Origin of the sequence: Arsukibacterium indicum, from assembly GCF_019100565.1 — a bacterium.
Classification (GTDB): Bacteria; Pseudomonadota; Gammaproteobacteria; order Enterobacterales; family Alteromonadaceae; genus Alishewanella; species Alishewanella indicum.
The window spans coordinates 1-13517 of the sequence record NZ_JAHRID010000009.1; the positions used below are offsets into that span (position 1 = coordinate 1).

At 49.3% G+C, this 13517-nt stretch carries 11 protein-coding genes; 3 read left to right on the forward strand and 8 right to left on the reverse strand.

Translation table 11 applies throughout. The features are described 5' to 3' along the window. The first annotated feature begins 708 nt into the window (after positions 1 to 708). On the forward strand, positions 709 to 1596 hold the full coding sequence (locus tag KQY15_RS16195) for an integron integrase (protein WP_217670966.1): 888 nt from the start codon (positions 709 to 711) through the stop codon (positions 1594 to 1596). A 493-nt stretch (positions 1597 to 2089) separates the two neighbouring features. Next, a complete protein-coding gene (locus KQY15_RS16200; protein ID WP_217670967.1) occupies positions 2090 to 2806 on the forward strand; it encodes a helix-turn-helix domain-containing protein in 717 nt (238 codons plus the stop codon). A 63-nt stretch (positions 2807 to 2869) separates the two neighbouring features. Here the strand turns inward: KQY15_RS16200 and mazG are convergent, their stop codons facing one another. Genes mazG through rlmD form a run of 3 tightly spaced genes read right to left on the reverse strand, consistent with a single transcriptional unit; the run spans position 2870 to position 7239 of the window. Then, positions 2870 to 3652 carry a nucleoside triphosphate pyrophosphohydrolase gene (mazG, locus tag KQY15_RS16205; RefSeq protein WP_217670968.1) on the reverse strand — a complete coding sequence of 261 codons (783 nt, stop codon included), beginning with the start codon at positions 3650 to 3652 and terminating at the stop codon, positions 2870 to 2872. 26 nt (positions 3653 to 3678) lie between these two features. Next, positions 3679 to 5892 carry a GTP diphosphokinase gene (gene relA, locus KQY15_RS16210; RefSeq protein ID WP_217670969.1) on the reverse strand — a complete coding sequence of 738 codons (2214 nt, stop codon included), beginning with the start codon at positions 5890 to 5892 and terminating at the stop codon, positions 3679 to 3681. A 9-nt stretch (positions 5893 to 5901) separates the two neighbouring features. Then, complete coding sequence (rlmD, locus tag KQY15_RS16215) at positions 5902 to 7239, reverse strand: 23S rRNA (uracil(1939)-C(5))-methyltransferase RlmD (RefSeq protein WP_217670970.1); 1338 nt, start codon at positions 7237 to 7239, stop codon at positions 5902 to 5904. A gap of 82 nt (positions 7240 to 7321) precedes the next feature. Between rlmD and KQY15_RS16220 the strand changes: the two genes are divergently transcribed. After that, positions 7322 to 10072 carry a response regulator gene (locus KQY15_RS16220; protein WP_217670971.1) on the forward strand — a complete coding sequence of 917 codons (2751 nt, stop codon included), beginning with the start codon at positions 7322 to 7324 and terminating at the stop codon, positions 10070 to 10072. Here KQY15_RS16220 and acpS read toward each other — a convergent pair. Genes acpS through rnc form a run of 5 tightly spaced genes read right to left on the reverse strand, consistent with a single transcriptional unit; the run spans position 10056 to position 13512 of the window. Then, positions 10056 to 10433, reverse strand: coding sequence for a holo-ACP synthase (gene acpS / locus KQY15_RS16225; protein ID WP_217670972.1), 378 nt, complete (start codon positions 10431 to 10433; stop codon positions 10056 to 10058). The genes KQY15_RS16220 and acpS overlap by 17 nt on opposite strands. Beyond that, positions 10433 to 11164 carry a pyridoxine 5'-phosphate synthase gene (gene pdxJ, locus KQY15_RS16230; RefSeq protein ID WP_217670973.1) on the reverse strand — a complete coding sequence of 244 codons (732 nt, stop codon included), beginning with the start codon at positions 11162 to 11164 and terminating at the stop codon, positions 10433 to 10435. Before pdxJ ends, acpS begins: the two co-directional genes overlap by 1 nt. A 46-nt stretch (positions 11165 to 11210) precedes the next feature. After that, positions 11211 to 11894, reverse strand: a complete 684-nt coding sequence (gene recO / locus KQY15_RS16235) for a DNA repair protein RecO (RefSeq protein WP_217670974.1) — start codon at positions 11892 to 11894, stop codon at positions 11211 to 11213. Positions 11895 to 11921: 27 nt separating this feature from the next. Beyond that, on the reverse strand, positions 11922 to 12848 hold the full coding sequence (gene era / locus KQY15_RS16240) for a GTPase Era (protein WP_217670975.1): 927 nt from the start codon (positions 12846 to 12848) through the stop codon (positions 11922 to 11924). Next, entirely contained in the window at positions 12838 to 13512 is a 675-nt protein-coding gene (gene rnc / locus KQY15_RS16245; protein WP_217670976.1) for a ribonuclease III, read from the reverse strand. The genes era and rnc overlap by 11 nt, the downstream gene beginning before the upstream one ends. Between the last annotated feature and the right edge of the window lie 5 nt (positions 13513 to 13517).

A 13517-nucleotide genomic window follows, 5' to 3' on the forward strand; every position in this document is an offset into this window, starting at 1 on the left:
GAAACAACATATCGCCGCAGCCAGAAGATACTTATTACTAGCAGAATGCATCTTTCCTCCGTGAATGCCTAACGCCCCGCTTAGGGGCAATGACACGTGGGCTAAAATTGGAGCGAAGCGACTGAGCCCACGTGTTATTGTCCCAGGGAGCTTGCGACCGACTACAGCGGTTTGTTATGTGCGTAAATAAATCATCCACTGTTCTTTTTGATAACTTTGCCTAAAAACCTAAACGTTGTTCCAAAGATGTTTACTATTGAAAAAGCTAGGAACAACGCTAAAAAAGTCCGCAATCCATAAAGCAAAGAATTTATAAGATTCGGGGCTTCATTTATAAAATTAACTGCGAGAGTGTTACCTATGACAAAGAAGCAAGCCGATAATAGAATAGCTAAAACAAAAGCGAACTTGAATATAGCAATTTGCCATTGAAAAAACTTTGTTTTAAAGAAATCCATTCTGGTTACAACCTACTTCGTAGCACATAACAATTTAATAGAAGGCACTATGCCCGCAAGTCGCGCCAGCAAGTCGCCTTCACGAAAAAATTTAATTCCCGAAAACTAACCCGAAAAGTTCCGACTATCAACAACTTTCTGTTTACCACTGTTAAATATTTTAACTAAATGCAGGCGTTGTGCCCGCAAGTTGGTGGATATTTTACTCACGCCAGACTACTGTATAAATAAACACTACCAAGGTGACGCTATGGCATCCCCATTTCTGGAATATATCGCCGACTTTATGAGAACCCGCCGCTATGCCAGGCGGACTATCGACACCTACCTGTATTGGATCAGGTTTTATATATTGCACAACAACAAACAACATCCTAATTCACTTGGCGATCTGGAAGTTGAACAGTTTTTGTCTTTTTTATCAAACCAACGCAATGTAGCGGTTAAAACACAAGCAACTGCGCTAAATGCATTAAGTTTTTTGTATAAGCATATTATTCAGCGCCCCTTATCTTTACAGCTGAATTTCAATAAAGCCCGGCTAGCTCAAAAATTGCCAGTGGTTTTAACCAGAGCGGAGGTACAACAGTTACTATTGGTGATTGATCCCAAGTACAAATTAATAGCCCAGTTATTGTATGGCAGTGGTTTACGGCTGATGGAAGCTGTCAGGCTCCGGGTGCAAGATATCGATTATGATTATATGTCAGTAATGGTGTGGCAAGGTAAAGGTAATAAAAATCGTCGGGTTACGCTGGCAGCAGAGTTAGCTCCTGCTCTACATGTCCAAACTCATCAGGTTGAGCAATATTTTCAGGCTGACTTCCAGAACCCACAATATGCTGGTGTATGGCTGCCTTTTGCTCTTGCCCGAAAATATCCGGCAGCCGCTAAAGACCTTGGCTGGCAGTACTTGTTTCCATCCAGCCAGTTAAGTGTTGACCCGGAATCTAAAATGCTTCGGCGTCATCATATCGATGAAACGACTGTCCGACGAGCAGTCAAACTGGCAGCCCGCCATGCCAAAATTAAAAAAAATGTAACCTGCCACACCTTACGCCATTCATTCGCAACCCATCTGCTGGACGCTGGCGCCGATATTCGCACTGTGCAGGAACTAAGTGCTCTTTCCAGCTGATTATGACAAGTTCAGCGATTGCCAAAGCTTTTAGGGTAAGGCCTCTCGTTGAAGGCATAGTGGTGCTCTGTCGAAACGAGGTAACGATGCCATCAAAGTTTTGGCAATCGCCCTATGGGTCGGTTTAAAGGGTACTCTGACTTCGTTATTCATTTTTGATTTAGCACCACTAAACCTTCAAATGAATGCCTTGCCTGAGCACCCTTTAATTCCGACTGAATCGTTCATAATTAGCTGAAAAGAGCACCTGGCCATACCGATGTTAAAACAACCCAGATTTACACCCATGTTTTAAATCAAGGCGCCAGTGGCGTAAAAAGCCCGCTGTCGATGTTAGTATAATGACATCTTTGTTTTAAAAACGGCTTTTTACAGACATTTTGCATATTCCTTAATATCACTTACTATTCATCTCGCTTTCCTTGCAGGAATACCCAAGAATTTAATCGTTAATTCAACATATTATGCTGTTAAAAACGATTAGGAGACACGGATGAAATTTGGTGAATATTTAAAAGCCCAGCGCGAAAACGCCGGCTGGACCCAGCCCGAGGCCGCCAGCAGGATAGCGATTGAACAGTCGTACTTGTCCAAGCTGGAAAATGACAAAGCCGTACCATCGGCGGAGATTTTTGACCGGTTAATGCAAGCCTATCAGTTCACGGTAAAGCAAATCAGCGAACAGGTAACGAGCACTGAGCTTGAAAAGCTTAAAGATATTGTACTGGTGCGGGAGTTTATTGTTAGCAGCAAAAAGGCCGACAATGCCAATCGCAGAAAATGGCTGCTGGCAGGCCTGGTTATGGTAATGCTGGGTAGCCTTATTTTTTCCGCCGGCATAGCCGTAAAAGAGTATTACAACGAAACTTATATTTATGAATCTAAAGGTGTAGTAAAAGACGACGAAGTTATTACTCTATTTACCGAAATGCCGCACTATGAACGGTTTAAAATCAGAATGAATAACGAGCCTGACCGAGACAGTCTGGCTGATCACCCATTATTTTCCCGTTTAGATTATCAGCAAGTCAGCTGGGATCACGATCGGGGATCCTTTTATGATATTAACGTTGTCGGCGGCAAAAGACGATTCAACTTTGTCGGGCAAAAAATAACGCCAAACCGCACTTTTCACTACGCTTTTGTAGCGCTGGGCGCCATGTTGATCATGGGTGGCTTAGCTTGCTTTTATATCAGCAGAAGGTGGTAGCCCATTTATTTTCAGCCATTTTTCACATCACCCTGTAGCAGGATTTGGGGCGCAATAGCGATGTTATTGTTTGCGCTTCACCTGCTGCCACAGCGCTTCCATTTCATCCAGGTTACTTTGCTGCGGGGTCTTGCCCTGCTCGGCCAGCGCCTGCTCAACACCGCGAAAGCGTGTTTCAAACTTGTTATTGGCGGCGCGCAGCACGGCTTCCGGGTCCAGCTTGTGTTTACGCACCACATTAACTAAGGCAAACATTAAATCACCCAGCTCTTCTGCCAGCTCCGGGCTGCCGGCAGCGGTCTGCTCTACTTCCAGGATTTCTTCTTTTACTTTATCCCAGCAGCCGTCTACTGTCGGCCAGTCAAAGCCGACTGTGGCGCAGCGTTTCTGCAGTTTGTTGGCCCGGCTAAGCGCCGGCATGGCCTGAGGAATATTGTCCAGCACGCTGTGCTGGCCGGCATTTTTTCGCTCGTTACTTTTCAGCGCTTCCCAGTTTTTAAGCACCGCTTCTGCGTCTTCGCCCTCTGCTGTCTGCATGTCGCCAAACACATGCGGGTGGCGCCGCTCCAGCTTATCGCAAATTGCTGCAACGCAATCATCAAAGGCAAAACGGCCATCTTCTTTGGCTAACTGGGCATAAAACACCACCTGAAACAGTAAATCGCCAAGCTCGTCTTTTAGTTCAGCAAAGTCTTCGCGGGCGATAGCGTCGGCCACTTCGTAGGCTTCTTCCAGGGTATACGGCACTATTGTGGCGTAACTTTGCTTAAGGTCCCACGGGCAGCCGGTTTGCGGGTCACGTAACCGGCTCATAATCGTCAAAAGGCGCTGAATATTATCTGCCACACTGCTCTCTTTTTTTATGTTAAAGCTTAATGATGAAAACGCTTAGCTTCGATAACATCATCGATCTGGCTGACTTTACTTAACAACTTATTAAGCGAGTCCAGGTTATACAGTTCCATCGTCATGTTAATAACGGCAGTTTGCTCCTTAATATCAGAGCTGCTGCTCATTTTGGTGACGTTGGCTTTTTCATTGGCCAGAATACTGGTGATATCACGCAGCAGGCCGTTGCGGTCATGCGCCACAATCCGGATATCCACTTCATAGCCCGAGGCATATTTATCACCCCAGGTAGCGTCGACTACCCGCTCAGGATGGGTGTCCTGCAGGGTTTTAAACTGGTCACAATCGTCACGGTGAATAGCTATACCGCGGCCCTGAGTAATATAGCCAATAATGGCATCACCCGGCAGCGGCTGACAACAGCCAGCCATATGGGTTAATAAATTACCCACGCCCTGTACCACCACATCGCTTTTGCTTTTGGTCGCCGGTAAGGGTTTGGTTTTAAGCCGTGGGTCAATTTCCGGCTGCTCCAGCTTGCCGCTCTGGCTCTGAATAAAGTGCACCACCTGGGTCACTTTAATTTCACCACCACCTATGCCGACTAACAGCTCGTCCATCGAATTAACGTTAAAGCGGCTAAGCACCTTGGCCGGATATTCCATTACCAGATTTAAGCGGGTCAGTTCGGTGTCCAGTAACTCTTTGCCGGCAGCCAGGTTTTTATCACGGTCCTGCAGCCGGAACCAATACTGCACTTTAGAGCGGGCCCGGCTTGATTTTAAATAGCCTAAATTCGGGTTTAGCCAGTCACGGCTGGGGTTAGGTTCGCGCCCGGTTAAAATTTCTACCTGATCACCGGTTTTCAGCTGATAAGTAAAAGGCACAATGCGGCCGGAAATTTTGGCGCCAATGCAGCGATGGCCGACATTGGAATGCACATAATAAGCGAAATCGAGCGGGGTGGAACCAATCGGTAAATCGACAATATCGCCTTTGGGGGTAAACACATACACCCGGTCTTCAATTACCTGGGTACGTAGCTCTTCGGCTAAATCGGTACCGGCCAGATCGGTGCCATCAACCACATCTTCCTGCCATTGCAGTAATTTGCGCAGCCAGCCGATTTTTTCGTCGTTCGCTACCACTTTATTGCCGCCGGCGCTGCCTTCTTTATAACGCCAGTGTGCTGCCACGCCTAATTCAGCGTCTTCATGCATTTGCCGGGTACGGATCTGAATTTCCACGGCCCGGCCCTGCGGCCCCAGTACCACGGTATGGATAGACTGATAACCGTTTTGTTTCGGGGTGGCGATATAATCGTCGAACTCTTTCGGTAAATGACGCCAGCCGGTATGGACAATACCCAGCGCGCCGTAGCAATCCTGCACCCGCTCAGTAACAATCCGCACCGCCCGGATATCAAACAGCTGGTCGAAACTCAGCTGCTTTTTCTGCATTTTTTTCCAAATGCTGAAAATATGTTTTGGCCGACCATATACCTCAACATCCAGCCTGGCATCCTGCATTTTCTGGCGCACCGCAGCGACAAAATCCTGCATGTACTGCTCGCGGTCCAGCCGCTTTTCTTCCAGCAGGCTGGCAACCTGTTTATATACGCCGGGGTGTAAATAGCGAAAGGCTAAGTCTTCCAGCTCCCATTTTAGCTGGCCAATACCCAAGCGGTTGGCCAGCGGCGCGAAGATAGCGTTGGTTTCTTTGGCGGCCAGTACCCGGGTTTCTTCATCGCTGTCTTTAACTTCACGCAGGTAACAAATTTGTGCCGCCAGTTTTAATACTACGGCCCGCACATCTTCTACCATTGCCAGCAGCATTTTACGTAAATTGTCGGCTTGCTGCGGGTTAACACTCTGATTAGCACCGGTTGGAATAGTGCGGATGGCATCCATTTGCTGCACTGAATGCAGCAAACCCACTACGGTTGGGGTAAATTCTGCGGCCAGCTGCGCTTCACTCAGCAAATGGCTGTCAAATGCAGGAAATAACAACGCTGCCAGCAGCGAGTCATGGTCCATTTTCAGATCGGCCAGAATTTCCACCATTTCCCAGCCAGTGCGAACCTGAGCAATATCGTCGTCCAGGTTCTGTTGTTTCAGCCATAAACCACAATTAAGTAAGGCGTTGATTTTCTTTTCAGTCAATCCAAGCGAACACAACCATTCCAGCGTATCGCCGCCGTGATAGCCACTACTGTGTGATTGACGAACCCTTACCATGACAACTCCTTACTTTTTGGCTGGCAAACTGAATAATGCCATCAGCTCCAGATGGCTGGTATGCGGAAACATATCTACCCCAGCCAGCTTTTGTAACTGATAGCCCTGGCCAAGCAATACATTCGCATCGCGGGCAAAGGTAGCGGCGTTGCACGATATGTACAATATCTGTGCCGCTTTAAGTGCGCTTATCTGCTCTATTGCACCCAGGGCACCGGCCCGGGCCGGGTCCAGCACCACTTTAGTGTAACGTTGCCGGCGCCAGGGGGCATCCGGCCAGGGTAAATGCAGGTCGGCTCTGGCAAAGCTGGCATTGCTAAGACCATTAAGTTCAGCATTGGTTGCGGCCTGTTGCACCATTTTGGCCACGCCCTCTATACCCTGCACCGTTTTGGCAGATCGGGCCAATGCCAGACTAAAGTTACCAATACCGGCGTATAAATCCAGAATGGTATCGTCAGCGTTTACCTGTAACCAGGCCAGGGCCTGACTGACCATCTGCTGATTGATTGCCTCATTAACCTGAATAAAATCACCAGGTGCAAACTGCAGCGTAATATCCTGGGCTGCCAGGGTATACGCCGGAGTTGGAGTGCCGGTTTGCCAGGCTTGCAGCTGTTCACTGCCGTCGTCACCCAGAAAATACGCCTGCGGCCAGCTTTCAACAAAGGCTTGCTGCTGGGCGGCGCTTAACGGTTTAACATGGCGTACCACCACGTAAGGCTGCTCGCCGGCAGTAAATAGCTCTAAATGGGTAATGATTGCCGGATCGGGCAGAGCTTTGATCACTGGCGGCAAGAGCGTAACAGCAGGCGACAGCAGCGGACTTAGCATGCTGCATTCAGTAATAGCCGTAATGGCTTTGCTGCCCTCTGCCCGAAAACCAACGCTGAGCTGGCGTGTTTTTTTGTCATACCAGACCCCCAGCCGCGCTTTGCGCCGGTAATGGGTGTCAGCGCCGGTGAGCATTGGCTGCCACGGCAAACTTGTCAGGCCGGTCTGGTGGCGAATAAGCTGATCTACCCCTTGCTGCTTTAAAGCACGTTGCTGGTCGTTATCCAGATACTGCAACTGACAACCCCCACACTGGTGAAAGTGCGGGCAAAACGGCGTTTGTCTTTCAGCTGCCGCCACCAGCACTTTGCTGGTCTTTGCTTTCAGGAAACCCGGTTTATCTTCCAGCACCACAGCCTGCACTTTCTCGCCTTTAAGTGCGCCGCTGACAAAGGCAATTTTTTGCTTATAGCGCCCCAGGCCATTCACTTCATAGTCTGTGTTGTCGATATCCAGGGTAATAGTTGATTTGGCCAGGCCGGTTTTAGCCTTTGCTTTGTATAGTGTTACCATCTGTGCTCTGTTTTATAGGCAAGTAGAAATTGTTATGTCATTATGGGCAGGCCCGCAACTATTGTAACAAGCTCTGACCCTAATGACGAAAATTGCGTTACGTTACTGGATATTACTTTGCGCCCTGCTGCCCGCTTTACTGGCCAGTGTCAGTCTGGGTAGTTACTTCGCTTTTAGCAAAGCAGAAGAATTACACCGCAATCTGGCAGCGCAGGCCAGAAATATAGCAGTGCCGCTGGCAATTAGCAGTGAAAAGTTTCTGGCCGACAATAATATTGCAGCAATTGAGCAGTTATTAAATACCAGCCATCGCCTGAACTCACCGGTTGTCAGCAATATTTTACTGTTTGATGAAGGCGGCGCCATTATTGCCAGCAGTAATCCGCAATATAAACCGGCCGCTTACCCGGGTTTTAATCCTGATAACGGCAGCGCAGCCGGCCAGTTAGTGCCGTTTGAGCAAAGCCTGCTTAGTTATCAGTCGTTGTTATTTAACAGTAACCAGCCAGCGGCAGGGCCTTATATTCTGCTGCACTTACAAAACGAGCACCTGCAGTTGCAACAGCAGCGTTATAAGTTACATGTCGCCATGTTAGTGGCAGCTGTTGTGATGCTTTGTCTTATTTTAAGCCAGCTGGTACGGCGAAAAATTCAACCAGTGCTTAGCCGTTTGCAGCGGCAATTGCAACAGTTGCATGCCGGAAACTACCAGCAGCAGCGCAATGAGTCCGGTATTACCGAGTTAGATCAGTTTCAAACCAGCATTAACGAGCTCAGTGCCCAACTGACCTCACTTGAGCAGGAAATGCAGCAGAATATTGAACAGGTAACCAGTGATTTACAGCTCAGTATGGAGCAGCTGGAAGTGCAGAACATCCAGCTGGATTTTTCAAGGCGTAAGGCAGTAGAAGAAAACCGCCAGAAATCTGAGTTTCTGGCAAAAATGAGCCACGAATTGCGAACGCCATTAAACGGGGTCATTGGTTTCACCCGCCAGTTACTGAAAACCCAGCTTAGCGCTAACCAGCACGACTACTTAAGCACCATTCAGAAATCCGCCAACAGTTTATTGCATCTGGTGAATGATGTACTGGATTTCTCCAAACTCGAAGAAGGCCGGATGTCAATTAACCCCGAGCCATTCTCGTTGCGTGACTTACTGAACGACGCCACCGAACTACTGGCTGCCAATGCCTTTGATAAACATCTTGAATTGGTGATGATGATTGATAACGGCTGCCCGGACGATTTAATTGCCGACCCCGGCCGCTTAATCCAGGTGCTGATGAACATAGCCGGCAATGCCATTAAGTTTACCGAACATGGCAGTATTGTTATCCGGGTCAGTGCCACCTTATTAAATGAAGATCAGCTTATTCTGCACTGCTCAGTACAGGATACCGGCCGGGGCATCAGTGAAGATAAACAAAACCAGCTATTCCAGGGCTTTACCAGCAGCCAGCCAACCGATCATAACAGCGGCTCTGGCCTGGGCCTGATGATTTCGCAGCGCCTGGTTCAGGCCATGGGTGGCAACATTGGCTTTGAAAGTAAAACGGCTGAAGGCTCTACCTTCTGGTTTACCATTAAATGCCAGCGCCATCATTTATCAGTTGCGGAACCGCTGCCAATAGACGTGCTGGATGGTAAAACCCTGTTGTATTTTGAACCACAGCAATATTCGCGCGAAGCAACCCTGGATTTACTGCACAGCTGGGGCCTGCAGGTGACCGCCTGTGCCACTAAAGGCCAGCTGCAGCAGGCGCTTAATCATGGCCAGCACTACGACATTGGCCTGATTGGCCGGGCAATAGCCATTAATCAGGTTAATCTGGTTATCAGTCTGGTGCAGCAAATTAAGCAAAGCTGCCATTACACCTATTTGCTGGTTAATACTCTGTCACCTAACCTGCGCGAAGCCATGCTGACTTCAGGGGTTAACGCCTGCTTACCCAAACCGACTCATCAGCGCAAGCTGGCGATAGCACTGGCAAAGCCTTATCTGGATCAGGCGAAAAACCTGCCGTTGCCAGCTCCTGCGCCTAAGGCCGCATTAAAAGTACTGACGGTAGATGATAACGAGGCAAACCTGAAACTGATTAATGCCTTACTAACCGAGTTAGTCGACCACCTGGAGTCTGCCACTAACGGTGCAGACGCCTGGCAAAAAGCCACTCAGCATGTGTATGACATTATTTTTATGGATATTAATATGCCGGTGATGGATGGAATCAGTGCCTGCCAGCGCATCCGCCAAAGCTCTTTAAACGAACATACACCGATTATTGCGGTTACCGCCCATGCAGTTGCCGGTGAACGGGCCCGTTTGCTGTCGCTGGGCTTTAACGAGTTTTTAAGTAAACCACTGGACGATAAAATGCTGCACTATACCTTGCAGGAATGTTGTCCACTGATTGCTCAAACATCCCTTGCGGCTGCCCCTGATAACGTAACGGCCTATCTGAGTAGCGATAACCACAGCCTGATCGACTGGCAAATTGCTTTACAGCGGGCCGGCGGCAAGCCGGAGCTGGCAAAAGATATGCTGAAAATGCTGTTAACCAGCCTGCCCGAGACCCAGCAACGGCTTAGTGCAGCTATCAGCGCCAACGACAGTGATCAACTACTGCAACTGGTGCACAAGCTGCATGGTGCCTGCTGCTACACCGGTGTGCCCACGTTAAAAAGTTTGGCGGAAACACTGGAAACCCAGCTAAAAACCGGTACCAGCCTGCAGCAACTGGAACCTGAATTATTCGAACTGGACGATATTCTGACAGCGCTATGTCAACTCGATGATGCCTGGCTGGCTGAGATTACGCTTCCAGAATAACCGTCGCCATGGCATAAGCCTGCTCATCACTTAATGACAACCAGCAATGCGTTACCCCCAGACTCGCTGCCAACTCGCTGGCATAACCTGTAAACTTAAGCTCGGGCCGGCCGTTTTCATCGTTACTGATTTCAATATGCTGAAACGACACGCCGCGGCCAATACCGGTACCCAGGGCTTTAGCCGCGGCCTCTTTTGCCGCGAAACGCTTAGCAAAATAGCGGCTGGCCAGCGCGTGGCTGGCAAAATGCTGTTGTTCCCTTGCAGTAAGCACCCGCTTTACCAGGCCGGGGCTGCGGGCCAGGCTTTGCTCAATCCGGCTTATTTCAACAATATCGGTGCCTAAACCAATAATGGCCATTAACGCCGGGCCTCTGTCATCAGCCGCTTCATTTCCGTCACTGCACCTGCCAGACCACTAAAAATAGCCCGGGCAACAATGGCATGACCAATATTCAACTCGTACATTTGTGGTATCGCCGCTATCGGCTGCACATTATGGTAATGCAGGCCATGGCCAGCATTAACAGTAAGCCCCAGTGAGGCAGCGTAGGCTGCAGCTTCGGTTATTCTGACAAGCTCTGCCTGCTGCAGCTGTGGATCAGTTGCTTCAGCGTAACGTCCGGTATGGATCTCGATAAAAGGCGCACCGGCAGCTGCGGCGGCATCAATCTGTTTTTTATCCGCATCAATAAACAACGATACCAGGATCTTGTCCGCTGCCAACTGGCTAACTGCATCGGTTAGTCTTGCTAACTGGCCGGCCACATCCAACCCGCCTTCGGTGGTTAGCTCCTGGCGTTTTTCCGGCACCAGACAGCAAAAATGAGGCTTGAGCTTAGCTGCGATGCTGAGCATTTCGTCGGTCATTGCCATTTCAAAATTTAGACGGGTGCTTAAACTCTGGCGTAATAAAAAAACATCGCGGTCAATGATATGGCGCCGGTCTTCCCGTAAATGCACTGTTATGCCGTCGGCACCGGCCTGCTCCGCTACCATGGCAGCATGCAGCGGCTCGGGGTAGCTGGTGCCACGAGCCTGGCGCAGGGTGGCCACATGGTCAATATTAACACCAAGATAAATAGGGTTCATAACGGCTCCGCTATCAGATTTAAAATTAAAGTAGCTAATGTGGCAGCTATGCCAGTGTATTAAACAAGGCCCGGCTTTGTAGTGGTTTGTCGCCCAGTAACGGTTGCAACAGCAGCCTGCTAAGTTGTTTGGCAACCGGTAAGGCGCCGGGTTGCCGCCAGTTTTGCTGGCCAATAGCCAGTAGTGCAGTGCCTGGCCAGCCACCGGCTCTTACTACAAAACCCTGCTCTGGCTGCCAGTGATACTGCAGATCAGCAGCTAATTCCGTACCATTGGCATCGTGCTGCCAGTCTACCTGTAAGCCCAGCTCACTTAGCAAGGCAAATTCAAATTGACGCAGACAGGGCTCAAGCTGCTCTGGTGCCTGCTGCGCCAGATACAGTGCTTCCAGACTTTGCTGGTAGGTGTTAAATAACTGCTCTGCTGCCATATCGTCCGGCCAGAGCCGGCAAATCAGCTCATTCAGATACAGGGCACTGAATAAAAATTTACCGTTAAAGCGCCGGGCTGGTGCCAGCTCATCCACGGTTCTGATGGTTTTTAAGCTGCTGCGACCAAAAAGTGCCACGGCAAATAACTGAAACGGCTGCATGGCAAAACGCTGTTTGCCCTGGCGCTTGCGAACCACTGCCGATACCCGGCCTTGCTCTGGCATTAACAGTTGCAATAGGAGCTTGTCGTCCTGAAACGGCCGGCTATGTAGAATATAAGCTGGACATAGCGGCTGCATCGGCTTACACCCTGACATTCATAATGATTAATCTTCGCCATAACCCAGACTGCGCAGCGCCCGCTCGTCATCAGCCCAGCCCGACTTAACTTTTACCCATACCTGTAAAAACACCGGTTGCTCCAGCATCGCCGCCATATCCAGCCTGGCTTCGGTGGCGATGGTTTTAATCCGCTCACCTTTATTGCCAATCACCATCCGCTTCTGGCTTTCCCGCTCTACCAGCACCAGGGCAGCAATATGAAAATGCTTTTCTTCCCATTTAAAGCGTTCAATTTCTACCGTTACCGAATAAGGCAACTCATCGCCAAGAAAACGCATCAGTTTTTCCCGGACAATTTCTGCTGCCATAAAGCGCTGCGAACGGTCAGTAATATAATCGTCCGGAAAAAAGAACTCGCAAGGCGGCAAATATCGTTGCACTACTTTTTTAAGCGCTGCCACGTTGTCACCGCTTTCTGCCGAAAGCGGCACCACGTCTGCAAAATTCAGTTGGCTACCCAGCCATTGCAAATGCGGCAACAGTTCTGATTTATCTTTGTATAAGTCGACTTTATTTACTACCAGCACTACCGGTTTACCTGAGGCAATCAGTTTATTTAATACCATCTGATCGTCATCGTTCCAACGGGTTCCTTCCACCACAAACAACACCAGTTCAACGTCGCTGATTGAACTGCTTGCTGCTTTATTCATCAGCCGGTTAATGGCACGTTTTTCTTCAATGTGCAGCCCAGGGGTATCGACGTAAACCGTTTGATAATTATCAACTGTATCAATGCCGAGGATCCGGTGCCGGGTAGTTTGTGGCTTCTTTGAGGTAATACTGACTTTCTGGCCTACCAGTTTATTCAGCAGCGTAGATTTGCCCACATTAGGTCGGCCAACGATTGCGACCAAACCAGCATGGGTGGTTAGCGTCGCATGAGAGCTTGGCACGGGGTTATCGTTCATTTTTAATCTGTTCCAAAGCCGCATTGGCGGCATCTTGTTCGGCTTTACGCCGTGAACTGCCACTGGCAGTAATAGGTTTAATACCCGGTACGGTACAGCGCACAGTAAAGGTTTGCTGATGCGCTTCGCCTTCAGTGGCAATCACATCATAAACCGGCAATGCCAGCCGCAGCCCCTGTAAGTATTCCTGCAGGCGGGTTTTAGAATCTTTTTGCTCGCCCGGGGCGATCTGTTTTAAGCGCTCACCAAACCAACTCAGGATCCGCTCTCGACAGGCTTCCATGCCGCTATCTAAAAAGATAGCACCCAATATTGCTTCCAGCGCGTCGGCCAGGATGGATTCGCGCCGGTGACCACCACTTTTCAGCTCACCCGGCCCTAACCGTAAATACTGGGCAATGGCAAGTTCTTGAGCTATTTCTGCCAGAGTTACCCCTTTTACCAGCGCCGAACGCATTCTGGTTAAATCACCCTCGCGGGTTTGCGGAAATTGTTCAAACAGGGTTTGAGCAATAACCAGCCCCAATACCGCATCACCTAAAAACTCCAGTCGCTCATTGTGCCGTCCTTTGCAGCTGCGATGGGTTAACGCCTGTTCCAGCAAAGCGGGATCGGCAAACTCATATCCCAGTTTGTTCATTAACGGTTTAACCGGTTGTAGCATTCACG

Excerpts from the sequence above, each read along its gene's own strand:
- KQY15_RS16195 (WP_217670966.1), top strand. The coding sequence starts at position 709 with ATGGCATCCCCATTTCTGGAATATATCGCCGACTTTATGAGAACCCGC.
- KQY15_RS16200 (WP_217670967.1), top strand. The coding sequence starts at position 2,090 with ATGAAATTTGGTGAATATTTAAAAGCCCAGCGCGAAAACGCCGGCTGG.
- relA (WP_217670969.1), bottom strand. The coding sequence starts at position 5,892 with ATGGTAAGGGTTCGTCAATCACACAGTAGTGGCTATCACGGCGGCGAT.
- rlmD (WP_217670970.1), bottom strand. The coding sequence starts at position 7,239 with ATGGTAACACTATACAAAGCAAAGGCTAAAACCGGCCTGGCCAAATCA.
- KQY15_RS16220 (WP_217670971.1), top strand. The coding sequence starts at position 7,322 with ATGACGAAAATTGCGTTACGTTACTGGATATTACTTTGCGCCCTGCTG.
- acpS (WP_217670972.1), bottom strand. The coding sequence starts at position 10,433 with ATGGCCATTATTGGTTTAGGCACCGATATTGTTGAAATAAGCCGGATT.
- pdxJ (WP_217670973.1), bottom strand. The coding sequence starts at position 11,164 with ATGAACCCTATTTATCTTGGTGTTAATATTGACCATGTGGCCACCCTG.
- recO (WP_217670974.1), bottom strand. The coding sequence starts at position 11,894 with ATGCAGCCGCTATGTCCAGCTTATATTCTACATAGCCGGCCGTTTCAG.
- era (WP_217670975.1), bottom strand. The coding sequence starts at position 12,848 with ATGAACGATAACCCCGTGCCAAGCTCTCATGCGACGCTAACCACCCAT.
- rnc (WP_217670976.1), bottom strand. The coding sequence starts at position 13,512 with ATGCTACAACCGGTTAAACCGTTAATGAACAAACTGGGATATGAGTTT.